This window comes from uncultured Nisaea sp., from assembly GCF_963974195.1.
Lineage (GTDB): Bacteria > Pseudomonadota > Alphaproteobacteria > Thalassobaculales > Thalassobaculaceae > Nisaea.
Genome location: NZ_CAXBDC010000073.1, coordinates 1 through 22,489 on the forward strand (window position 1 = coordinate 1; position 22,489 = coordinate 22,489).

16 protein-coding genes are annotated in these 22,489 nt (G+C 55.9%); 7 read left to right on the forward strand and 9 right to left on the reverse strand.

What is annotated here, in order from left to right:
- Both AAC126_RS15505 and AAC126_RS15510 read left to right on the forward strand, forming a co-directional pair.
- Positions 1 to 1,252: Na/Pi cotransporter family protein (locus AAC126_RS15505; protein ID WP_339854880.1), on the forward strand; the 1,252-nt coding region annotated here is incomplete at its 5' end.
- 122 nt (positions 1,253 to 1,374) lie between these two features.
- Entirely contained in the window at positions 1,375 to 2,091 is a 717-nt protein-coding gene (locus AAC126_RS15510; RefSeq protein WP_339854881.1) for a hypothetical protein, read from the forward strand.
- 3 nt (positions 2,092 to 2,094) lie between these two features.
- On the opposite strand, the gene AAC126_RS15515 is transcribed toward AAC126_RS15510, so the two are convergent.
- From AAC126_RS15515 to AAC126_RS15540, 6 genes are all read right to left on the reverse strand, one after another.
- The gene (locus AAC126_RS15515; RefSeq protein WP_339854883.1) at positions 2,095 to 2,847 is read right to left on the reverse strand and encodes an FkbM family methyltransferase; all 753 of its coding nucleotides are present in this window, start codon (positions 2,845 to 2,847) and stop codon (positions 2,095 to 2,097) included.
- A gap of 130 nt (positions 2,848 to 2,977) precedes the next feature.
- Entirely contained in the window at positions 2,978 to 3,763 is a 786-nt protein-coding gene (locus AAC126_RS15520) for a carnitinyl-CoA dehydratase (protein ID WP_339854885.1), read from the reverse strand.
- Complete coding sequence (locus AAC126_RS15525) at positions 3,756 to 5,804, reverse strand: acetate--CoA ligase family protein (protein ID WP_339854886.1); 2,049 nt, start codon at positions 5,802 to 5,804, stop codon at positions 3,756 to 3,758. The genes AAC126_RS15520 and AAC126_RS15525 overlap by 8 nt, the downstream gene beginning before the upstream one ends.
- Positions 5,805 to 5,810: 6 nt before the next feature.
- Positions 5,811 to 6,971 (reverse strand): acyl-CoA dehydrogenase family protein, encoded by a 1,161-nt coding sequence (locus AAC126_RS15530; protein ID WP_339854888.1) that lies wholly within the window; start codon positions 6,969 to 6,971, stop codon positions 5,811 to 5,813.
- Entirely contained in the window at positions 6,971 to 8,413 is a 1,443-nt protein-coding gene (locus AAC126_RS15535; protein WP_339854890.1) for a carnitine 3-dehydrogenase, read from the reverse strand. The genes AAC126_RS15530 and AAC126_RS15535 overlap by 1 nt, the downstream gene beginning before the upstream one ends.
- Positions 8,410 to 9,318 carry a 3-keto-5-aminohexanoate cleavage protein gene (locus AAC126_RS15540; protein WP_339854892.1) on the reverse strand — a complete coding sequence of 303 codons (909 nt, stop codon included), beginning with the start codon at positions 9,316 to 9,318 and terminating at the stop codon, positions 8,410 to 8,412. Before AAC126_RS15540 ends, AAC126_RS15535 begins: the two co-directional genes overlap by 4 nt.
- Positions 9,319 to 9,403: 85 nt before the next feature.
- Between AAC126_RS15540 and AAC126_RS15545 the strand changes: the two genes are divergently transcribed.
- The 4 genes from AAC126_RS15545 to AAC126_RS15560 all read left to right on the forward strand — a co-directional run bounded on the left by AAC126_RS15545 (position 9,404) and on the right by AAC126_RS15560 (position 16,204).
- On the forward strand, positions 9,404 to 10,345 hold the full coding sequence (locus AAC126_RS15545; protein ID WP_339854893.1) for a helix-turn-helix domain-containing protein: 942 nt from the start codon (positions 9,404 to 9,406) through the stop codon (positions 10,343 to 10,345).
- 318 nt (positions 10,346 to 10,663) lie between these two features.
- On the forward strand, positions 10,664 to 14,263 hold the full coding sequence (locus AAC126_RS15550; protein ID WP_339854895.1) for a hypothetical protein: 3,600 nt from the start codon (positions 10,664 to 10,666) through the stop codon (positions 14,261 to 14,263).
- A gap of 252 nt (positions 14,264 to 14,515) precedes the next feature.
- A complete protein-coding gene (locus tag AAC126_RS15555) occupies positions 14,516 to 15,049 on the forward strand; it encodes a PAS domain-containing protein (protein ID WP_339854898.1) in 534 nt (177 codons plus the stop codon).
- A gap of 3 nt (positions 15,050 to 15,052) precedes the next feature.
- Positions 15,053 to 16,204: a methyl-accepting chemotaxis protein gene (locus AAC126_RS15560; protein WP_339854900.1), complete on the forward strand. Its 1,152-nt coding sequence runs from the start codon at positions 15,053 to 15,055 to the stop codon at positions 16,202 to 16,204.
- 837 nt (positions 16,205 to 17,041) lie between these two features.
- Here the strand turns inward: AAC126_RS15560 and AAC126_RS15565 are convergent.
- The 3 genes from AAC126_RS15565 to AAC126_RS15575 form a co-directional block, all read right to left on the reverse strand.
- Positions 17,042 to 18,625: a hypothetical protein gene (locus tag AAC126_RS15565; RefSeq protein WP_339854903.1), complete on the reverse strand. Its 1,584-nt coding sequence runs from the start codon at positions 18,623 to 18,625 to the stop codon at positions 17,042 to 17,044.
- 361 nt (positions 18,626 to 18,986) lie between these two features.
- On the reverse strand, positions 18,987 to 20,123 hold the full coding sequence (locus AAC126_RS15570; RefSeq protein ID WP_339854905.1) for a TIGR04372 family glycosyltransferase: 1,137 nt from the start codon (positions 20,121 to 20,123) through the stop codon (positions 18,987 to 18,989).
- Between the two features lie 525 nt (positions 20,124 to 20,648).
- On the reverse strand, positions 20,649 to 21,152 hold the full coding sequence (locus AAC126_RS15575) for a hypothetical protein (RefSeq protein ID WP_339854907.1): 504 nt from the start codon (positions 21,150 to 21,152) through the stop codon (positions 20,649 to 20,651).
- 173 nt (positions 21,153 to 21,325) lie between these two features.
- Between AAC126_RS15575 and AAC126_RS15580 the strand changes: the two genes are divergently transcribed.
- Positions 21,326 to 22,291, forward strand: a complete 966-nt coding sequence (locus AAC126_RS15580) for an FkbM family methyltransferase (RefSeq protein WP_339854909.1) — start codon at positions 21,326 to 21,328, stop codon at positions 22,289 to 22,291.
- Positions 22,292 to 22,489 lie beyond the last annotated feature (198 nt).

Here is a 22,489-nt window from a genome sequence, read left to right on the forward strand (position 1 = left end):
TGCCCGGTTCTTCATCGGCCTCGGCCTGATGCTGCTGGCCATCAAGATGGTCATGCTGGCATCCGTCCCGCTGCGGGAAGGGCCGACCATCTCGCTCCTTCTGGCCCCGCTCCAGAGCGAGCCGCTGCTGGCTATCCTGTTCGCGGCCCTGCTGACCTGGATCGCCCATTCGAGCCTGACCGTGGTCGTCCTGATCATGACGCTGGTCTCGCTTGGCGTGATGGAGATACATCTGGCCATCGCGATGGTGCTTGGAGCGAATATCGGCAGCGCCATCACCCCCGTGGCGATGAACTGGGGCTCGGATCCGGCCGCCCGGCGCGTGCCTGTCGGCAATCTCCTGATGCGCACGGCAGGGGTTATCGCCCTGTTCTCGTTCATCCCCTGGGTGGTGCCGTATATTTCGGACTATTCCGTCGATTCAGCGCATCTGATTGCCAACGTCCATACCGGCTTCAATCTGGTTGTAGCCGTCATCTTCCTGCCCCTCGTCGACTGGGTCGCGCGTCTCGTCATCCGCATCCTGCCGGACCGGGCCGGGCCGGACGATGTCCTTGCACCGAAGCATCTGGAAGAGGACAGCCTGGACACGCCGTCAGTGGCGCTGTCCGCCGCCGCCCGGGAAACCCTGCGGATGGGCGACACGGTCGAATACATGCTGTCCCGGACCATGGACGTGCTGCGCAACGGCACCCTCGACCAGATCAAGGAGATCGAACGCGAGGACGACGTGGTCGATTCCCTGCACGAAGCCGTGAAAATCTACCTCACCAAGCTGTCCCGCCAGGAACTGGACCCGGCCGAAAGCCGGCGCGTGGTCGAGATCCTGACCTTCACCACCAATCTCGAGCATATCGGCGACATCATCGACAAGAACCTGCTGGAGCTGGCGGCCAAGAAACTGAAGGATGGCAGCGTCTTCTCCAAGGACGGGCTGGAGGAGCTGGAAGCCCTGCACAGCGACGTGCTGGCGAACCTCAAGCTCGCGCTCAGCATCTTCATGACCGGAGATGCACGGCTGGCCCGGCGCCTGATGGAGCAGAAGGTGCATATCCGGGAGCTGGAACAAAAATATTCCGAAGCGCACTACAATCGCATCCGGGACGGCAAGACAGAGTCGCTGAACAGCTCCTCCCTGCATCTCGACGTGCTGCGCGACCTGAAGCGGATCAACAGCCACATCACCTCGGTCGCCTATCCGATCCTGGAATCCACAGGCCAGATCGCCGAGAGCCGGCTGCGGGACGAATAAAGCCGCGTCCTTCTGAACTTGCCCCCCGGAAACGATCCTAAGACTTTTACCAATAGGGTAACTTCAGAGGCATGATGCGATAATATCGCTTGAAATGTGTCGTGCCCAAACTGTGAGGAAGAATGTCCGTCAACGACAGCGTCGCCAATAGTGATCCATCCGCGCACGTTTTCAGTCATCTGAGAGAAAGTGCAACCCGTCAAAAACCGACGATATTTTCCATCATAGAAAATTTCTTCGACGAAGACACTTACGCGTCCCTCATAGGAAAATGGCCTTCATTTCAAGATGTTGAATCCCTGAAACTTGCCAAGGAAATCTATCCGGACCGGCGGCTTTTACGTCTTTCAGGCGAACAAGTTGCAGCGTTCGAGAGACAAGAATCTGAAGTCTGGTCGATGGTTTGCACAATTCTGAACTCGAAAGAAATGACCCAAACCATCGTCAAGAAATTTCCGGAAATCTTACTACCTAAACTGAAGCAGGCATCCCAGCTGACTGTCGACGTAAGGCTGTGTGAAGATCTGAACGGATATACTCTGGGACCGCATACGGATGTTAGCTACAAGCTGTATACGTTACTGATCTATGCTCCTGTCGATACTGACCATAGTCATTTCGGGACGCGGTTCTACGAGCCGAGAGAGGCCGGCTTCACCGACACTGGCGACTCACATTTCGATTTTGATCAATTCGTCGAGGTTGACGCAGCGCCATATCGCCCCAATACAGCAGTCCTTTTCCCAAGAACCGATAGCTCATTCCACGGTGTTCTTCCCCTCGACGATCCCGATTATGTGCGGCGCTCGATCGTCGTGAATGTCTATACTCAAAGCTAGGATCTACTGACGGCGAAAAATAAAATTCGCGCATCCGGCAAAAGGACCATCTTTCCGCATTGACCGCTCAACTTGGTCCTTGTCGTAATCAAATCCAGCATTCTTGAAACTCTGGAGAATCCCGTCATATCCGGCAATACGCGTATCGATCTCGATCAAAACACTTCGCAATGACGGATGAAGAAGCGTTTCTTTCGCGCCGCCAACAACCAGTTTCTCAGCTCCATCCACATCAATCTTGATGTCGGTCGGATAAGGAAGAGAGAGAATTTCCACCAGCCAGTCCAGCGGACAGGATACGGTCGTCTGCTTGCCGAAATCAGCTCCCGGCTGCGACACCACATGGTCGAGAACATGCTGGGATCCCCCCGCCATCTGCATCCCGAGCGCAAGTTCGGACAAACTCAATCTGTCGCTCAATGCGAATGGAAGAGCTGAAATTTTGTCGTGAAGTCTGTTCAAACGGATATTCCGGTTCAGCAATGCCCCGTTCGCTGATTCCGGCTCAAAAGAAAACACAGAGACAGATCGCAGAAATGCTGCGTATAGCGAATAAACTCCCACATTCGCACCAATGTCATAGAGCACACTTTCCGGCCCCATCTCATTCAGCCAGGAAATTGTTTCCGGCTCTTTGCTTAACAAGGTCTGGGCCCGGTAGTCAGCCATTTGGTTTGGCACCGAAAATTTCAGCACCTTGTCTTCAATTTTTATCTTTCGAATAAATTCAATTTTTTCATATTCTTCAATTTTCATACTAAAATCAGCCCGACTTGTAAAAGATGCACAAGTATATACTTGTGCTCTCCGCTCCCACTCAATGGCAAGGGCTAGCGGACCGGGATGCATGGCAAAAACGCAAATTCAGCCTCTCTACCGCCACCGGTCAGCGGCCCTTCCAGGCCGGATCACGTCCCTCGGCGAAGGCGGTGTAGCCTTCCCGGTTATCTTCCGACGAATAGAGCTTGTCGACCGTCTCGAACTGCCGCTTGGTGATCCGGTTCATGGCGTCCTGGAACGTCATGTCCTCGGCCTCGCGGACAATCTCCTTGATGGCGGCGAAGACCAGCGGCGGCCCTCCGGCAAGGTGTTGTGCCAGCTTCCGCGCCTCGTCCATCAGGGACGCTCCGGGATAGACATGGTTCACCAGCCCCCAGCGCGCGGCCTCCTCGACCTCGATCCAGCGCCCGGTGAACAGCATCTCCATGGCGATGTGATAGGGAATGCGCTTCGGCAGCTTCACCGTCGCCGCGTCGGCCACGGTGCCCGAGCGGATTTCAGGCAGCGCGAAACTCGCATGATCGGCGGCGAGGATGATGTCGGCGGAGAGCGCAAGTTCCAGCCCGCCGCCGCAACAGATGCCATTCACCGCCGCGATCACCGGCTTGTTCAGACCACGGAGTTCCTGCAAACCGCCAAAACCGCCAACACCGTAATCGCCATCGACTTCATCGCCTGCCGCCGCTGCTTTCAGATCCCAGCCGGGGCAGAAAAACTTCTCGCCGCCGCCGGTGACGATGCAGACGCGCAGTTCCGGATCGTCACGAAAGGCGGCGAAAGTGTCTCCCATGATCCGGCTGGTCGCGAGGTCGATAGCGTTCGCCTTCGGCCGGTCCAGTGTGACTTCAAGCACATGGCCATCGCGCCGGGTCTTGATCGGGCCTTCACTCATTGTCGTCTCCCATCCTGATCAGGGCATCCACTGCAACTGCCCCTTCGGGCAAACAGAGCAGCGGGTTGATTTCCACTTCGCTGACCTGCCCGCCCTGGGCGGCCACGAAATCCTGCACGGCCCGCACGGCAGCGATAATCGCCGCCCTGTCGGCGGGTGGCGCCCCGCGATAACCATTCAGCAACGGCGCGATCCGGAGCCTGTCCAGCGCCGTCTCTATCTCCGTGTCCGACGCAGGCAGCAGCAATGCCGCACTGTCTTTCAAAATTTCCGTCTGCACGCCGCCGGCGGCAAGCGTCAGCACATAACCATGCGCCGGATCCAGCGTCACGCCGACCAGCAATTCAGCAACCGCTCCCAAGACCATCTGCTCGACCAGAAAGCTCTCTGTCGGCATGGCGTCGGCGGCCGCCCGCACCTCTTCCGCGCTTGCGAGTCCAACGCGGACAGCGCCCGCCTCGGTCTTGTGCGCGATCCCGAGGCCTTTCAGCACCAGGGGAAAACCAATCTCGCCAGCATCGGTTGCAGCACTTTCCGCATCCGATGCTTCGATACTCTTCGGCACGGCAAGACCATGACGGGCCAGAGCGTCTTTCGCCTCCCGCTCCGCATGCGTGCGCAAAGCCCCCGGCACCCCGGGCAGAAGCAGCGGCTCAGCAGGCACGCGATCCGCGCCGAGCCAGGCCGCGGCGGCAATCGCGGCCAAAGCCTCATCCATGCCGGTGAAGGGCACGATACCCAGGTCAAACAGTGTCTCCGCGACCCTTTCGGGAAGGTTCTCCGGCAGAGAGGCGAGGATCGCCATCGGCTTTCCGCTGTTCGCCATCGTCTTGTGGACGGCGCGGATCACCTGATCCCATTCGGCCGCGCCGCCGAGTTCCACCTTCGGAAAATCGAGCACCACGATCCCGAGCGCAAGGCTGTCGCCCTGCATCATGGCGGTAAAAGTCCGTTCGATGGCGGCTTCGTCGCCCCAGATATAGGTGTGGTAATCGAGCGGATTGGCGAGCGTCACTTTAGGCCCGAGGCTCGCGGCAAGATCCGCCCGCTGCGCGTCCTCCAACGGCGGATAGAGCACGCCACGCGACAGACCGGTGTCGGCCATCAGGCTCGCCTCACCGCCGGAGCAGGACATGGAGGCGATCCGGTTCGACGGCAGAGGGCCCGTCACATGCAGCAGCTTCAGGGTCTCCAGCAAGGCCGGAAGACTTCGGATCTCTGCAATGCCGAGCCGCTCAAGCAGAGCCGACGCGCCCGCATCACTGCCCGCGAGGGAAGCCGTATGAGACACGGTTCCTGTGCGCGCTTCCTCGGACCGGCCGACCTTCAGCGCCACGATAGGCTTGCCGAGTGTGCGCGCTTTCTCCGACAGCGCTTCGAAAGCCCGAAGATCGCCCACACCCTCGATATAAAGACCAAGCGCCGTCACCCGGGGGTCATCCAGCAGGCACATACCGACTTCGGCGAAACCGGTCTGCGCCTGATTGCCTACGGTCACGACATAGGCCAGCGGCAAGCCGCGCCGCTGCATGGTCAGATTGATCGCGATGTTGGACGACTGGGCGACGATTGCCACCCCGCTCTCAACCGGGCTCCCGCCATGCAGGTCCGGCCAGAGGGCCGCGCCGTCGAGATAATTGATCAGCCCGTAGCAGTTCGGGCCGAGCAGGACCATGTCGCCCGCAACCTCCAGCAGACGCTCCTGCAGGGCCGCACCGTCACCGGTTTCCCTGTCCGCCTCGCGAAAACCGCTGGCGAAACAGACGGCACCGCCCGCGCCCATTTCCGACAATTCGGCCACCGCATCCACGGTGGCATGGCGGTTGATGCCGATGAAGGTTGCATCCGGTGCGTCGGGCAGATCGGCAATCGAGGCGTAAGTCGGAATGCCCGCGATTTCTTGCCGTTTCGGATGGATCGGCCAGAGCGCACCCTCGAAGCCGATCTTGCGGCATTCGGCGACGACATTCGCGCACCAGGCGCCTCCCCCGATCACCGCGATGGACCGGGGCCGAAGCAGCCGTTCAAGAGCCGATGACATGCCGCGTCAGGCGCCCAGCGGCCGGAGAAGTTCCCGGCTGATGATGTGACGCTGGATTTCCGAGGTGCCGTCCCAGATCCGTTCGACCCTGGCATCCCGCCAGAACCGCTCGATCGGGAAATCGTCCATCAGCCCCATGCCGCCATAGATCTGCAGGGTGGCATCCGTCACTCGGGCCAGCATCTCGGAGGCGTAGACCTTGGCGCTGGCAATCTCCCGGTTGGCCGGCAGACCCTGATCGAGCCGCCAGGCGGAGGCCAGGGTCAGCCAGTCGGCTGCGTCGATCTCCGTGATCATGTCGGCAAGCTGGAAGCTGATGCCCTGGAACTTGCCGATGGCCTGGCCGAACTGCTTGCGCTCGGCGGCATAGGCCAGCCCCATGTCGAAGCAGCGCCGGGCCCTGCCGACGGCCATGGTGGCGACCGTGATGCGGGTGGCGTAGAGCCATTCGTTCATCACCTCGAACCCGCCATCGACCTCACCCAGCACCTGGGAGTCCGGCAGACGGCAATCGTCGAATTCGAGGATCATGTTCTTGTAGCCGCGATGGCTGACGGACTTGTAGCCGTCGCGGATGGTGAAGCCCGGCGTGCCCCGGTCCACCAGGAAAGTGGTGATCCGCTTTTTCGGGCCGCGCGGAGTGTCGTCCTCGCCGGTCGCCACGAAGACGATGATGAAATCCGCATGGTCGGCGCCGGAGATGAAATGCTTGCTGCCGTTCAGCACCCAGTCGCCGCCGTCCCGCTTCGCCGAACAGGTCATACCGCGCACGTCCGAGCCAGCCCCCGGCTCCGTCATGGCCAGTGCGTCCATCCGCTCGCCCCTGACTGCCGGGGTCAGGTAACGCTCGATCTGGTCGCCCTTGCAGGCCATCAGGATATTCTGCGGCCGCCCGAAGAAATGGGTCAGCGCCATGGAGCCGCGGCCAAGCTCACGCTCGACCAGAGCAAATTCGAGATGGCTCAACCCGCCGCCGCCGACGCTCTCGGGAAAGTTCGAGGCGTAGAAGCCGAGATCGAGGGTCTTCTGCTTGATCGCCTCGGCCAGCTCGGGACGGACCTCGCCGGTGCGCTCGACCTCTGCCTCATGCGGGTAGATCTCGTTCTCAACGAAATCCCGCACCGTGGAGACGATCATCTCCTGCTCTTCTGTCAGCCCGAAATGCATCAGAGCACCTCCGAAGGGTCCGGTTGCGGCAGTTTGGCGTGGGCCGCCGCGAGGGCTTCCAGTTTTTCCAGAACGGACGCATCCGGCACGGAAGAACTGCGGGTGGTCAGATCCACATGGATCATGAGCTGCTCGCCCGTCGCCAGCTCCTCGCCAGCCTCGTTCTTCATCCGGTGAAAGACGCGGTACTTCTTGCCCTTGCCTTCAAGCACCTGACTGTCGACATGGATGCGTTGACCGGCGAGGGTTTCGTTCAGATAGCGGATGCGGCTGTCGACCGTGAAATAGCTTTTGCCACTGTCGATATATGCGGCATCGGCGCCGACCAGCTTCATCATCGCGTCGGCCGCGTCCGAGAAGACCTGGCCATAGCGGCTTTCGTTCATGTGGCCGTTATAGTCGGTCCAGTCGACCGGCACGATCCGGTCCACGGAACGCACAAACGCACCTTCAGCCGCCGGTTTGGCCAGCGTGCCTTCATGCTCGGCAATCAGCTTGCCGACAGCAGCGCCCTGGCCCTTCAGGGCCCGCATCATAGCGACAAGGTTGTTGTCTCGCAGCCTTTCCAGCTCACGGATCGACAGTGCCCCGGACTGGGCGTCTGACTGGTCGGCAATCTGCTTGATCAGATCGTCGGTCAGCTCCGGCACGTCCATCAGCTTGGTCCAGGGCCATTGCAGGCACGGGCCGAACTGGGCGATGAAATGGGCCATGCCCGCTTCCCCGCCGGCGATGCGGTAGGTCTCGAACAGCCCCATCTGCGCCCAGCGCAGGCCGAAGCCATAGCGGATCGCATTGTCGATCTCTTCGGTGGTCGCAACCCCGTCCTTCACCAGCCAGAGCGCCTCGCGCCAAACGGCTTCCAGGAACCGGTCGGCGATATGCGCATCGATCTCGGCCCGGACCCGCAGCGGGTAGCAACCGACCGAACGCAGCAGCCCTTCCGCCTTCTCGATCACCGCCATATCGGCGCTGTCACCCGGCACCACCTCGATCAATGGCAGTAGATAGACAGGATTGAAGGGATGGGCGACGAAGATCCGGCCCGGATGTTTTGCCCCCTCTTTAAGTTCGGAAGGCTTGAAGCCGGAAGTAGAGGAACCAACCGGCGTATCGGCCGCGGCAGCCGCCTCGATCTCGGCGAAAACCTTGTGCTTCAGGTCAAGCCGTTCCGGCACGCTTTCCTGGATCCAGTCGACACCCGTCACCGCCTCGGCGATGGTCGCGACATGGCTTAGCGTACCTTCCGCCGGAAGCGCCGTCTCATACAGCATCGGCAGGGCATGTCGGGCGTTGTCCAGCACCTCCGCCATCTTCCGTTCGGCTTCCGCGTCCGGATCGAACAGCCGGACGTCCCAGCCGTTCAGCAGGAAGCGGGCCGCCCAGGCGCCACCAATGACGCCGCCGCCGATAATCGCGGCTGTTTTGACTGTTGCGCTCATTTCGGTGCCCGCTTCACAAGGCCGAGTTTCTTGCGAACGGCGTCCGGCCCGATCACTGTCGCGCCGAGATTTTCAATGATGGTGACCGCCTTCTCGACAAGCTGCGCGTTGGTCGCGAGCTGTCCCTTGGCGAGCCAGAGATTGTCTTCAAGCCCGACCCGGACATTACCGCCAGCCAGCACCGAGGCCGCGACATAGGGCATCTGGTGCCGTCCGAGAGCAAAGGCCGACCAGTTCCAGTCCGCCGGCACATTGTTGACCATGGCCATCAGTGTGTTCAGGTCGTCCGGCGCTCCCCAAGGCACACCCATACAGAGTTGCACAAGGGCCGGGCTTTCCAGCACACCGTCATCGACCAGCTTCTTGGCGAGCCAGAGGTGTCCCGTGTCGAATGCCTCGATTTCCGGCTTCACACCGAGCTTCGTCATCATCGAGCCCATCGCCTCGAGCATGCCCGGGGTGTTGGTCATGACGTAGTCTTTTTCGGCGAAGTTCATCGTGCCGCAATCGAGCGTGCAAAGCTCCGGCAAACACTCGGCGATGTGGGCAACCCGCTCCTCGGCACCGATCATGTCCGTGCCCTCGACCAGCGGCAGCGGCTGGGACGGGCTGCCGAACACCAGATCGCCGCCCATGCCAGAGGTCAGGTTAAGGACAACATCCACCTCGGCATCGCGAATACGATCGGTAACTTCCCGATAGAGCTTCAGGTCGCGGGCCGGTGCGCCGGTTTCGGGATCACGTACATGGCAATGCACCACGGCCGCGCCCGCCTTTGCCGCCGCGATCGCGCTCTCGGCGATCTGCTGCGGGCTGCGCGGCACATGCGGGCTGCGGTCCTGCGTGCCTCCGGAACCTGTTACGGCACAGGTGATGAAAACCTCACGGTTCATGTCGAGCGGCATCGCGATCTCCCAAAAGCAGTCTTTACAATCGGCGCCAGCCTAGGATGCGTTGACAGAGACCATCATGCCGCTTTAGCTCTTTATCATGCCGATTTGGATCAATCAGAGCGACGGCACCCAGGAAATCGCGGTCCTGCTGTTCAACCGTTTTTCCAATTACTGCCTCGCCAACACCGTCGAGCCGATGCGGGCCGCGAACGACGCCCTCGGCCGCACGGCCTATCGCTGGCGGCTGCTCAGCCTGGATGGCGAGCCGGTCACCTCATCCAGCGGCATGCAGCTGATGCCCGACGGCAAGCTGTCGGACGTGCCGGGCGGGGACGCATTGTTCATCCTGCCGAGCTATGCTTACCGGACCTACGGCACACCCGCCTGCCTCGACGCACTCCGGGCGGCCGCGCGCCGGTTCGAGACGCTGGCCGGGCTCGATGCCGGAAGCTGGCTGCTGGCGGAGGCGGGCCTGCTGAACGGCTACAGCGCGACCATTCATTTCGACGAGTTCGACCGCTTCTCCGAACGCTTTCCCGAGGTAACGGCCCGCCGGGAACGCTGGATCGTCGACCGGGACCGGATGAGCGCCGGCGGCGCCACGACCGCCTTTGAACTGGTCCAGCACCTGATCGCATCGACGCATGGTGCGGCAGTCTCCATCGAGATCGCGGGACTGTTCATGCAGGGAGAAGACGGGGACAGACTACATGAGGGAAAGACACCTGGAGACCGGCGGGTTCAGCGCGCACTGGCGCTGATGCGCGGTAATCTGGAAAACATCCTCTCTATCGCAGAGCTGGCCCGCGCCGCCGGATGCCGTCAACGGGATCTGGAAGGCCGGTTCCGCCGCGCCTTCGGCGCCACACCAAGGACCGTCTACCGGCAGCTCCGCATGGCGGAAGCGTTGCGCCTGGTCCGTGACGGCGATCTCTCCATTGCCGAAATAGCCTTGCGCTGCGGCTATGCGGATTCCAGTGCCTTCACCCGTGCTTTTCGAACCACCTATGGCGCCGCGCCGCGCAATGCCAAACTATAGAGTCCCGTCTTCCTCAACTTATGAAACTGCGAGTCGGAAAATTTCCAATACGCACCAAAACTCAACAACCAATGATTAATAATTTAATGGCAACCAGATTGTTGATATTACAATCAAAAACTGACATCTTCAAAAAATCAAAACTAAAAGATTTACGACATTATCCTCTGACGTTTTCTTTCTGATAACAATATCAATTCATTAAGGAAAATTTCTTCCCCCCGCCCCGCACAGATCGGCTCCAACGCTCAAACCGAACGCAGCTGAGGAACTCACCTCTCGATTGCCAATTCCAAACTACCCCGGAGATCAAGACATATGGCGACCATTACGCTCTCGACCCCAGGCTTCAACACGACAACGGGTCTCAATGTCGATGGCGGCGCGACCGCCACATCCGGCGATGATATCTTCATTCTGACGGCACCAGACGTGGTCAACGGTTCGACACTGTTAGGTATCGACGGCACGGACACGGTCCAATTCGCGGCTTCCGGAACATACGACTTTTCAACGCTTGAGAGCATCCCTTACCATATCAGGGTCTACGATTTTCAGGACAATGACATCGATCTGATCGCCGGCGCAGGGTGGCTTTCGGTAAATGAAGTTATCGGTGGCAGTGGCACGAATTCGGTGACGCTTTCAAGTTCAGGATCCACTGATTTCCGTGAGACCCACGTTAACGATATTGATGTCCTCAATGGATCCGCCGACAGCGACACCATCACGGCCCTGCGGGTTGACCAGATAGCTTTCCTTGATGCCAAGGCTGGCGACGACGTCATCATAACTTCGGAAGGGGGATCGAATTTCATAAATGCCGATGGTGGGGATGGAACGGATACCCTGTTCCTCGAACATGCCAGCGCCTCGATAGATATTTCGACTAGCACACTCGCCAATTTCGAAGTTCTGAAATTCGACACCACTGGCACGGCCGTCACCATGACGGCAAACCAGATCAATTCCTTTACAACATTCAGCGGCAACATAGGGCATTCCAATACATTGATCCTGAAGGCTGCAGGGAGCGTGGATCTCTCGGCCAAGACCCTGACTAACGTAACCGCAGTGTCCGGAACTGATGGTAGCGACACGATCACCGGTTCCGCGGCCGGCGACGTTATTTCCGGACTGGGCGGGAATGACGTCCTAGCCCTCGGTGAGGGCGACGACACAGTGAATAGCGGCGGCGGGGCGGACTCGGTCACACTCGGAAACGGGTTGGACATGCTCCAAGGTACCGCAAGCGATCTCGCTGGTGACACGGTAGCCGATTTCGGTGTCGGCGACCGGATCGTCGTGACCGGATCGGACCTGAGCAGCTTGAACGGCAGCACAGCCTCTGAAAGTATCAACACCGGCAGCGGAACATTGACTCTGACTGGCGTCTCCGGTGCGACTGGCAGCGGCACTTTTTCAGCTCATTACGACGGCGTCGGCACGACCATCCGGATTGACCCCGCTGCCGTTTCCGGTGCAAGCGGCGCTGATACACTTAACGGAACAGCAGAGTCTGATCTGATTTCCGGCCTCGGCGGAAACGACGTAATTTCTGCCCTCGAAGGCAACGATACAATCTCCGTGATTTCCTCCGGAACCTACGATGGCGGCGACGGCACAGATGCCCTGCGCCTCGGCGCACCGGGAACGCTCGACCTCACTGAAAGTACTCTGTCAAACCTAGAGATCCTCGAATTCAATACCGGCGGGAACCAGATCACCCTTACGGCAGCGCAGATAAACAACTTCACATCTTTCTCTGGCAATGCCGGACAAACCAACACACTAACGATGGACACAACCGGCAGCATCGACCTGTCGGCAAAGCACCTGTCCAATATCAGCGCCATCTCGGCGACATCGGGCACCGACAGTATCATTGGCAGCACAGGCAACGATGTCATTTCCGGTCTCGGCGGCGCCGACACAATTTCAGCGCATGCCGGCGACGATGTAATCTCAATTTCTACCATCGGAAAATATCATGGCGGCGAAGGCACGGACACGCTGAAGCTGACGGCGTCCGGGTCCTTCGATTTCACCCCGGAACATCTGGTCCCAAGGGCTTTCGAAAAGCTTGAATTCAGTACCGGTGGAAACACCATTGCTCTCAAAGCCAATGAATTCTCTACACTCGACACAGTCACCGGGACCGCCGGACAGGAAAATATCCTGATCCTGAGTAGTCCGTCTGTGACGGGGTTCCAGATTGGCGGAACAACCTTCGAAAACATCAGTGCCGTTCACTTCACCGCAGATGACGATCTCATTAGCGCCTCTAATTCGGCCGTTTCAATCTCAGCTCTCGCCGGGAACGACACAATTTCAAGCGCTACGGGAAACGACACAATCGCACTCGGCGCCGGCAACGACGTCGTGCAGGGAACCCGCGCTCAACTCAACGGCGATACCATTACCGACTTCGACACAAACGACTCAATCATATTTACAAATGCAGATTTGAGCAGTCTCAATGGCGCCGCGGCAAGCTCAACGATAAATACAGGCACAGGAACCCTCACTCTTTCAGGTGTCAGCTCCTCGACAGGAACCTTCAGTACAAATTACAGCGGTGGCAATACGACCCTCACTATTACATCCGGAGGCAGCAGTAGCGGCGGAAGCAGCAGTGGCGGTGGAAGCAGCAGTGGCGGCGGAAGCAGCAGTAGCGGCGGAAGCAGCAGTAGCGGCGGGGACACAACACCAATCGCACCTTCTACTCCCACACCAGTTCCTCAACCCTCCACTCAGACGACAATCCCGGTTGCTGATCCAACCGGCCCTGCGACCGCGGTGACAACAGCTTCAACAGTCTCCACATCAAGCGGGGTCAGTGTCCAAACCCAAAATGACGCTACCAATTCCAATCCTGAGCTCGCGAACACAGTTGCAAAGACGAAGATCACCACCCTGATAGTCGACCCAATCGCGCAAGCAGGCACCGAGGCGGCACTCGACAATTTCACGAATTCCCGAAACGCAGGTACGACACTGGACGTGGTTACTTTCACGCCAACAGCGACATCTGTCGGCGCGTCGGGCGGCACCATCTCCCTCTCCGGGAACGGTGATGTCGGAGCCGGCACCGAAGAAGTCTTCTTCATCGACTTGACGGCTTATAACAGCAGCACAGGCAGTCCTTTGATACAACTCGACAATATCGAGTTTGCATCAATTATAGGATCGGCAACAATCACAGGAGGAAGCGGGTCCAACTATGTTATCGGCGACAACGCTACCCAATTCATCTCTCTAGGCGCTGATGATGACACATTATCCGGTGGCGGCGGTGACGACACCATCGGGAGCGCCGGTGGTGTCGACTGGCTGTTTGGTAACGAGGGCAACGACCTTGTCCGCGGAGGGGCCGACGGTGATTTCGTGTACGGAAATACAGGGAACGACATCATTTACGGCAATCAAGGCATCGACAACCTGTTCGGGGGCCAGGACGCCGATACTATTTTCGGCGGCCAGGACAATGATTTCGCCTACGGAAACATGGCTGCAGATGTCGTCTACGGAAATCGAGGTAACGATGCTCTCTTTGGAGGACAAGACAACGATACACTCTACGGAGGACAGGGCGATGATATGCTCTATGGAGGTCAGGGCAACGATATCCTGTTTGGCAATATCGGAAACGATCTGTTCTATGGAGGCTCCGGCATTGACATCTATTATGGTGGCGCCGGTGCGGATACCTTCGTCACCGACGGAACCGACCAGATCGTCGATTTTAACGCTGCGGAAGGCGATGTCATTATCGCATCCTCAACGTTGAACCTTGCTGGTCAGAACGGGATGAGCGCTAACGAATACGAAAGAAAAATAGCCGGCCAAGATAATGATCTAGCGGTTGACCTCACAGGCCTTGCAAAGCCTGATGATGTATCAGGATGGATCATATGAGCTCTCCCAAGGTATCTTGGCAACATGTTCAAGCTAGGATTTCAAACAACTTTTGGACGTGATAAATCGCCGCCCAACAGCATATCCTAGCTTGCAAATATCCATACGCATCATATGCCTTCCAATTTCAGGCATCTCCCGTTATGCGTAGTCATTATGTCCTCATCTACTACCTCATAGCTTGAACCACCGAGTTATCGTGGCTAATCCTACGATGGGGTCGCGGCTCGTATCTGTAATGACAGGTGGAAAATGTATAACAAAAACGCGCCCCTAACCGGTGTCGAGCGGCTCTTGCCTCCGGACGAATTGATCGTGACCAAGACGGATATCGCCGGGAAAATCCGGTATGCCAACCGGACATTCTACAAGTTCGCCGGGTATACGCCCGCCGAATGTATCGGCGCCCAGCACAACATCATCCGCCACCCCGAGATGCCGCGTACGGTTTTCAAGCTGCTGTGGGACACCATCAAGGGCGGGGATGAAGTCTTCGCCTATGTGAACAACCGGGCGAAGAACGGCGACCATTACTGGGTTTTTGCCCATGTCACCCCGAGCTGGGGAGCGAACAAGTCGATCATCGGCTATCACAGCAACAGGCGGGCACCGAACAGCCAGGTGATCCGCGAGCATATCCAGCCACTCTACGCACAACTTCTGGAAATCGAACGCACCGCGGGCAGCCCGAAAGACGCCCTGGCCGCCGGCGAAAAACAGGTCCTCGACCTTCTCCGGTCGAAGAACATGTCATTTAACGAGCTCATGTTTGCATTGGGGGTTTAGTCGATGTTCGGATCATCCAGCACCAAGGACGTCAAAGCCGCCATCCCGATCCTGAAGAAGCTTGTGAAAGGTGATTTCGACCAGCGGATCACCCAGATCTCGGGTAACTCGGAAACAGCGGAACTTCTTCATCTGGTGAACGATCTTGTTGACCGTTGCGATTCCTATATCCGGGAATCCACGGCCTGCATGACCCATGTCGGCGAGAACAAATATTACCGCAAGATCATCGAGACCGGTATGCAGGGCGACTTCCTGACCGCGTCCAGATCCGTCAATACCGCCCTCGCCTCGATCGATGCGCGCGTGCAGGAATTTTCCGGCGCGACCTCGGCTTTCGAGGCGACGGTCCAGAGCATCGTCGAGACCGTCGCCTCGGCGTCGACAGAACTGATGTCTTCCTCGGAGAGCATGCAGAATATCGCCGAGGATACCAGCGCGCGGGCAACCTCCGTCGCCGCTGCCGCCGAAGAGGCCTCGGTCAATGTTCAGTCCGTTGCCTCCGCCTCGGAGCAGCTGTCCTCCTCGATCACGGAAATCAGTCAGCAGGTCTCGCACGCATCCAGCGTCGCCAATGATGCCGCCGCGCTCACCGGTCAGGTGACCCAGCGCGTCGACAGCCTGGAGCAGGCCACGGCCAATATCGTCGGCGCTCTCAAGATCATCAGCGAGATCGCCGAGCAAACCAACCTCCTCGCCCTCAACGCCACCATCGAGGCGGCACGGGCAGGCGAGGCCGGCAAGGGCTTTGCCGTGGTTGCGAGCGAGGTCAAGGCACTGGCCAACCAGACCAGCGGGGCGACGGAAGAGATCAACGGCTTCGTCCGGAGCATCGAGGAAGCCAGCAAGCACACCATCACGGGTATTCGCGACATCTCGACCCAGGTGAACACGATCAGCGAAGCGAACGCAGCCGTCTCCGCCGCTGTGGAAGAACAATCCGCCGCGACGCGGGAAATTGCCGGCAATATCGAGCAGGCCTCGGCGGGAACATCCGAAGTGACGGAAAACATCACCGCGGTCACCGCATCCGCGCAGGAGACCAATCGCACCGCGCACGAGGTCAATGGCGCCGCGAGCGAGCTGTCGGTTCAGGCTGAGTCTCTACGCTCGGTGGTCGGAGACTTCCTGAACAGGGTCCGGACCGTCGTCTGATTTTCGGCATAATTTTCGGTTCAAAGGCAGTTTTTTTAATAGGAATCGTGAACAGAGGTGGCCCCTGCCCCCCCCCGGAAGTCATCGTCATGAAACACAAAAAATTCCGGACAGCTTTCTGGGAAAAACCGGGAGGTGCGCGCAAGGGGACCGTAAATGATCACCAGGCCCCTCCTTGCCTTGGCATTCTAGATTGGCCGAATCAGCGCCGGCCGCTGAAATTCGTGTCCGGCGCACAGTCGACCGGTCACCGCTTCCTTATCCTGATACTCTGACGCCCGAGTGCCTGAACGGCATCTCTATTCACCTCGTCGAGCCACGCCTGCTCCTTCCTCAGCAACGAAGAAAACAGAACACTCTCGAACCTGCCGGCAGGCAGGTCGGGGAATGGGTACGGGTCTAGCTCGTTCGCCCCCCAGCGAGGCACTTATGCCCCTGTTTCCGTCCGCGTCTGAGCGAAGAGGTGGCCGTTGTTGCCAGAACACGAAAACTCTGATCAAGCCCCCTTCGCCAACCAATGCATAAACAACTTATACAAGGTCTTGTGCTGATCAGAGATCAAGTAAGGCGCATGCACCCAACGATCCACCACTATTCAGGATATGCAATAGCCACGCTGACCACCCGGCGGTCGCCTCCTCCGGGCGCCCCAGCATCCTCTTGACAATACGGGTCAAGTCGCGCGAATTGCGCATCCAATAGCCAGAAGCGAGATGACTAAGTCCCCTTTCAAGAAAGCTTGAAAGGGGACTTAAATACCCGCAATCGATTTATAGGACCGCAGCCTAGTTACGACCTGTTCGCATTCTGCGAAAAGAATTAAGCGCGATTCTCGACTCACAGGAAATCCTTGGTCTGCTTCTTGGCTCCAGTCATGGACAAGAAGCGGCTTCTATACAAAGACCGGGGCTTCGTCAGAGGCCTTTGCGCATATTGACCGAGCACACGTCCGACGAGCTCTCGCCTGGAATCCACCTTGCGAAGAGGCCAGTCGACCACATTTTCCCCATTAAGGTTCAGGTGATACCGCTGAGATGTTTCTTCGGAACGTAATCCACGGTACTTGAACTGGAACGGAATGTTGAATTCGGAGTCGTACCGTTTGTTGAACAGGACGATGTAATAGGCGTTGCCCTCAAGATTGCTGATTTTAAGATCCAGCCACCTGAAGTGGTTGTCGTCCCAGAAAAGGGCACTGTCCATACCATCGACGTAGAGCCAGGCACCAAGTATCCGGTAGCCATTCACAATCGCCATTTCTTCCATCAGAGTCGGCATAATCGAATAGTAGGAATTGTCATCGTTCCCGAAAAATGGAACGACATGCATCATTGTTCCACCTACTTCGGTGATCTCATGCATGCGCTGGAAGACACGCCCAAAATTGAAAATTTTGTCCGAAACACCAAGGTTTGTAACAAAATCATACTTCTCATCGCCTTTCGCAATCTGATCGCTTGCAATATCAGAAAGAGAAATAGACCGGTGCTTTACACCTGCAGCCTCATACATCGATGCGGAATTGGTGACCGGCGTGTCCGGAGCCTGCCCCCCTAGCATGCTGATGAATTCCTTGAACTGGGAAGATGCTTTCTTCGTAGAAACTGGCTGCTCACCAAGATCAGCGACAGATTTGATCCCTTTGATCATGTCGTATTTCAAGGCATCACAAAGGATGTTCATGATGTGGCGCTTGTATCCGGACAGCTTGAAGCTCTTTTCATCCAGAACCGGATTTTTGAATTTGTTTTTCGAGGTCCGGCGCCAGAGCGCGACAATATCAATGCTGTGCATCGAGAGCGCGGTCAGGTCAACGTGTTTCAGGATCTCCGGATCCCATTCAACCAGATCATCAGAATGGGTGAAATGATACCACATTCCATCCTCTTCATACTCATTCTGCTCTGCTATATCCGCATACAATCGCGGAAGACAGTGGAAATATGCAGCGTCGGAGAAACCGATAGACGGCAGATAGTGCAACATCTGGCCGCCGGGTTTTGTCAGGTCATGGCAGACATTAAATGAGTTTTCCTGATTGAAGACATGCTCAAGCGTTCCGATATCACAAACAAAATCGAAAACCTCTCTCATATGATCAGGAGCTTGATCAAAATTCAGATCAAAATTTAACCCTTTAACAGAGGATCTCGTCTCAGCTGATGAATCAAGGCAGTCATACGGCATATTGATTTTATCAAAAAGAAATCTTGCCGGAGGGAAGGGGCCGAACTTTTTGAACCACTCAGAAATTTCTTCTTTTGATGCGGATCCGCCAAATGTAGAAATGAAATTTTCAATTTCATAATCAGTGTTACGCCATATCTGTTGCGCGCCGATATCTATGAAATTACCAATATCGTCTAGAAGACCAGCCTTTTTAAAGTTACTGAAAATATTCAGCATATAATTTGTGTACACTACTGGGCTCCTAGCTGATTTTTTTTCGTACGTGCCATTTATCCTAGACAGCTTGGATAGCACGGGGAAATGGAATTGCAAGTGGTTGTTGCCCCCCCGATAAACACCGGTTTACGCCGCTTTGAAAACGATTCTCCGAAAGAAAATAAGGATTAAAGCGAAGAGAGCTTTCCTACAATCGGATAAAGCCATCCGTTAATCGAACCGGCACAGTCAAAAGCTTCTCAAATCGGCTACCACTCGCCCCCCTGCCCGGTTGACCAGAGACAGGGGGACTTCTCTCGATGCACTCGCTCAACCAATAGACAGAGGAGCCTCTGGGCTAAGGTCACAGGTGTATTTTTCTCAACCGTTTATATTTTCACTCGAACAAACGAACGCGCGTCGCAATCTGCGTTACAGGGTCGAAGAATCTTGGTGTAAATTCCAGCTGCGGAGGCCATATTAATGCTCTCGTATTCGCCTCATCCTCAATGGGCGTCTCTCGCCACCCGTCGTCAGGCGTAAACTCCGCCATCATAAAATCAAGGCCCGCACGCAGCTCCGACGGAGTGCATTTCTCAAAAACGGCGTCGTTTTCAATCGCACGGGCACAGGCAAGAGTCGTATTGGCGGATGAGCGCATTAACTCAGCATTTCGCAAACGCACACCTTCAGAATTTTTCATCGTATGAGTGAGTATGATTTGATTGTCATACCCAACAAAAAAATCTGCAGAATCGCCTATAAAAGCCGGTATCTGAAATGCATCGGCAAAACCAAGAGGCCCAGAGGGTGACCCGAAATAGAACGCGCACCGGCTCACAGCGTAAGCTTGCAGCATTTCCGAATCATTAAAACGAGATAAATCGACAAACCCAGGACGCGCAGGTAGAGCTCCCATTTCAGGGTGCCCCAATCTCACAACCTGCCCACCAAGTTCGTCAATAACCCAATCAATAACATTATTATAAACGGCAGGGTCAACGTCCCTGATATTAGAACTTTTTTTCCATCTGTATGTAGGCTCTCGATAGTGAAGGGTAACGAACCATTTGTCAGGCGCCAAACCCAGAGATTTCAATCTCTCACTGCCTATCTTCTGATGCTCTTCCTTGAACCTAAGACGCCCAGTCGGGAAAGCCCAAAAATACATACATGAGGAAATCTGCGGAGGTACAATGAGATCCTGCCAATGAATTGTATCGTGTGGATACTTCCGACCGGCCAAATGGGGGTTGAACATATTCAAAGGGATCATTTCGTCGGGCTTCACAACAACCACGCTGTGCGGCCGATGATACAACTCCAGAAACCTGCGCTTGTAAGGCCGATCTTCTCGCATAAGAAAAGTCGTGTGCGAGAACTTAAAATGTGACGCAATACGATTAGCTAAGATAATTGCGCTAATCACATCTCCAAGAGAAAAAGCAGTAATTGGCATCGCAATTTTAAATGGTCTATCCGGCGAGTTCCCCGCCCCAGCGTAAATCTTCAATAAGTCAAATTCACTTTCCATTACACACCCTCACGTCATAATAAAACAAAGTCATAATATTTTTTACTTCTACACCTTATCTAACCTAGATAATATTTTCACCAAATATCCCACCATAAAAAATCATCCCTCCATGAAATATCACTACTTATCTCTACTTCATTATCTCGATAGCTTTCTCACGAAACTTGACCGCTTCGTCGAGGCCGAGAGCATTTAATTTTTCCAACTCCAAGAAGCACCTTTCTCGAAAATTTTTTACAGTCCCCTCAGGGAGATACCAATACCGGTGCCAATAAACACGAGAAAGGAACCAGGTTTCATCCAAAACCGCGTACGGATCCTCAAGGCGCACACGAAAATCAATACTTATCCTGATACTGTCAGCGCCACACCTCGTCCGATGCACATGATATGAATCGAAAACATATCCCAGCCCCGGTTCCGCCTCGACCTTCAGAGGATTAAGTCCCTCGAGCAGAGAAGCCGCTTCCCGATATGTGCCCGTATGCTTCTCAAACGCCGCCAGATTTTCTTCGCTTATGTCTAAAAATTCGATCTGACTCGCGGAATTGTCGACCTCGATATAGAAGAAAAAGTTGACTGTATCTCCTGGAACGCGGCCCATGGATCGCAATGAAGCAAATGCGTCGCATCAGGTAAAGAGAGATATTCTGGCGGTGGTGATGGATGAGTCACACGTAAGTTAAATGGAAACTCAATACCTTTCACGCCATTTAACGCACCACGGTCTCGAAGCATATCGAGTACCAGACTTTCAAGCTCGACAAACTCATCAAATTTCTTTGTCATCGATACTCTATTTGTCTTTTTTAGAGCATCGATCAGCGCCAGACTGTCTCCGGCAGGAATTTGAAGGCCTTCCAACTCACGAGCTGAACCGGATATTATCTGGCACGATAGACCCGATATTTTGTTGAACTCAGCCTCAGTCATTCGCATCGACTTTACGGTTGGGCTCGCCCGCCCAAATCGATCGCTATGAATTTCGCCCGCATCCAAAGAAGACAAATAAGCCTTTTTTTCCATAAGCCTATTATACATCCAGATTAGTATCGCCTCATACCTTCTTCGATCACGTATCATAGAGAAGCGAAATAACCTCTTACTACACAATGATTAAGAAATTTATGAAGGACACGCTCTCAAGCAAGGCTTGCCTATAAGAAGCATCAGGTTACAAAAATCACCAGAGGCGGTTAATGATGAATGAATGCGTAACAGTCTTCCATGGCGGTGGCCGAGATGGCGTGCACCGGAGCTGGGAAAACTTCCCCATACAGGTTACCTATGTGAGCTTCGAGCCTGAGGCAGAGGCTCATGAGGAAATGGTAAAGCTGGAAGAAGGTCCGCAAGACGGTGTCACATTCGTGAACCTGAACCAGGCTCTTAATGATGTAGAAGGCAGGACCCCGCTCCACATATATTCTTCCGGCGATCTCAGTTCATTTTTCGAATACAACCCTGACGGCGCATACCGTTACAAAAACATCAATATTACAAAAACCAGAGACGCTTTTGTCGATTGTACAACGCTCGATAAAAGCGCGCTCGAACTTGGCCGCAATCCCGATTTTTTATGCCTAGACGTCCAGGGCGCTGCTCTCAGCGTTCTACGTGGCGGAAAAAATGTGCTCCACAATCATGTCCTTGGCATAAGATGCGAGGTTGAATTTCTGGAACTTTATCGGAATCAACCACTTTTCGGCGACATTTCGACATTCCTGCATCAGAGAGGCTTTCGCCTAGCGCGTCTGGAGCGCCCTGGACCGGGCACATCAGGGCTCAGCTTTGACAGCGGGCCGTTTAGCCTCACGCTGGACGATGCGGCTCCAGCTTGGGCAGACGCCATCTTCATGCGTGATCAGGAATGGATCCTCAACCTGCAGCCCGATGCGCGCGCCCAAGCAGTCTTGCGTTATACGCTTTTCGCTTTCGCAAACGATGTCGGCCCTTTCGGCCTTGAACTTCTATATCGCCTCTCTGAGGCGAACCTGGTTCAGGAGCTAAGCACTAAATTATCATTGCCAGCGCAACAGGCACTCAAGCAGATAGCCCTGCGGAGGCTCGATCTGCTTGATCAGTCCGACTGGCAAAAAGCAAGTCCATTAAGCCACCCCTATCTCGATATGCGGACACGCCTTCGATCATCCCTAACAAGCCTCTGAGAAAGCAACAGAGAAAAATATCCGCTTTTCCACGAGGAAGCCGAGCCTTTTCAAAAGAGAGCCTGGCTTTTTCATACCCATTGCTATTTTCCAAACAAAAACGCCCCGCACATTATATGCAGGGCATTTTCATTCGATGAATGTGTGGAGGTTAAGCTGTTTTTCGACGTTTTGCCTTGTTCGTAGATGACCTGGCGG

What these genes read in the sequence shown, in the direction of transcription:
- AAC126_RS15515 (WP_339854883.1), bottom strand. Translation starts at nt 2,847, where the DNA reads ATGAAAATTGAAGAATATGAAAAAATTGAATTTATTCGAAAGATAAAA.
- AAC126_RS15560 (WP_339854900.1), top strand. Translation starts at nt 15,053, where the DNA reads ATGTTCGGATCATCCAGCACCAAGGACGTCAAAGCCGCCATCCCGATC.
- AAC126_RS15580 (WP_339854909.1), top strand. Translation starts at nt 21,326, where the DNA reads ATGATGAATGAATGCGTAACAGTCTTCCATGGCGGTGGCCGAGATGGC.
- AAC126_RS15545 (WP_339854893.1), top strand. Translation starts at nt 9,404, where the DNA reads ATGCCGATTTGGATCAATCAGAGCGACGGCACCCAGGAAATCGCGGTC.
- AAC126_RS15530 (WP_339854888.1), bottom strand. Translation starts at nt 6,971, where the DNA reads ATGCATTTCGGGCTGACAGAAGAGCAGGAGATGATCGTCTCCACGGTG.
- AAC126_RS15575 (WP_339854907.1), bottom strand. Translation starts at nt 21,152, where the DNA reads ATGGAAAAAAAGGCTTATTTGTCTTCTTTGGATGCGGGCGAAATTCAT.
- AAC126_RS15540 (WP_339854892.1), bottom strand. Translation starts at nt 9,318, where the DNA reads ATGCCGCTCGACATGAACCGTGAGGTTTTCATCACCTGTGCCGTAACA.
- AAC126_RS15570 (WP_339854905.1), bottom strand. Translation starts at nt 20,123, where the DNA reads ATGGAAAGTGAATTTGACTTATTGAAGATTTACGCTGGGGCGGGGAAC.
- AAC126_RS15510 (WP_339854881.1), top strand. Translation starts at nt 1,375, where the DNA reads ATGTCCGTCAACGACAGCGTCGCCAATAGTGATCCATCCGCGCACGTT.
- AAC126_RS15555 (WP_339854898.1), top strand. Translation starts at nt 14,516, where the DNA reads ATGTATAACAAAAACGCGCCCCTAACCGGTGTCGAGCGGCTCTTGCCT.
- AAC126_RS15520 (WP_339854885.1), bottom strand. Translation starts at nt 3,763, where the DNA reads ATGAGTGAAGGCCCGATCAAGACCCGGCGCGATGGCCATGTGCTTGAA.
- AAC126_RS15535 (WP_339854890.1), bottom strand. Translation starts at nt 8,413, where the DNA reads ATGAGCGCAACAGTCAAAACAGCCGCGATTATCGGCGGCGGCGTCATT.
- AAC126_RS15525 (WP_339854886.1), bottom strand. Translation starts at nt 5,804, where the DNA reads ATGTCATCGGCTCTTGAACGGCTGCTTCGGCCCCGGTCCATCGCGGTG.
- AAC126_RS15550 (WP_339854895.1), top strand. Translation starts at nt 10,664, where the DNA reads ATGGCGACCATTACGCTCTCGACCCCAGGCTTCAACACGACAACGGGT.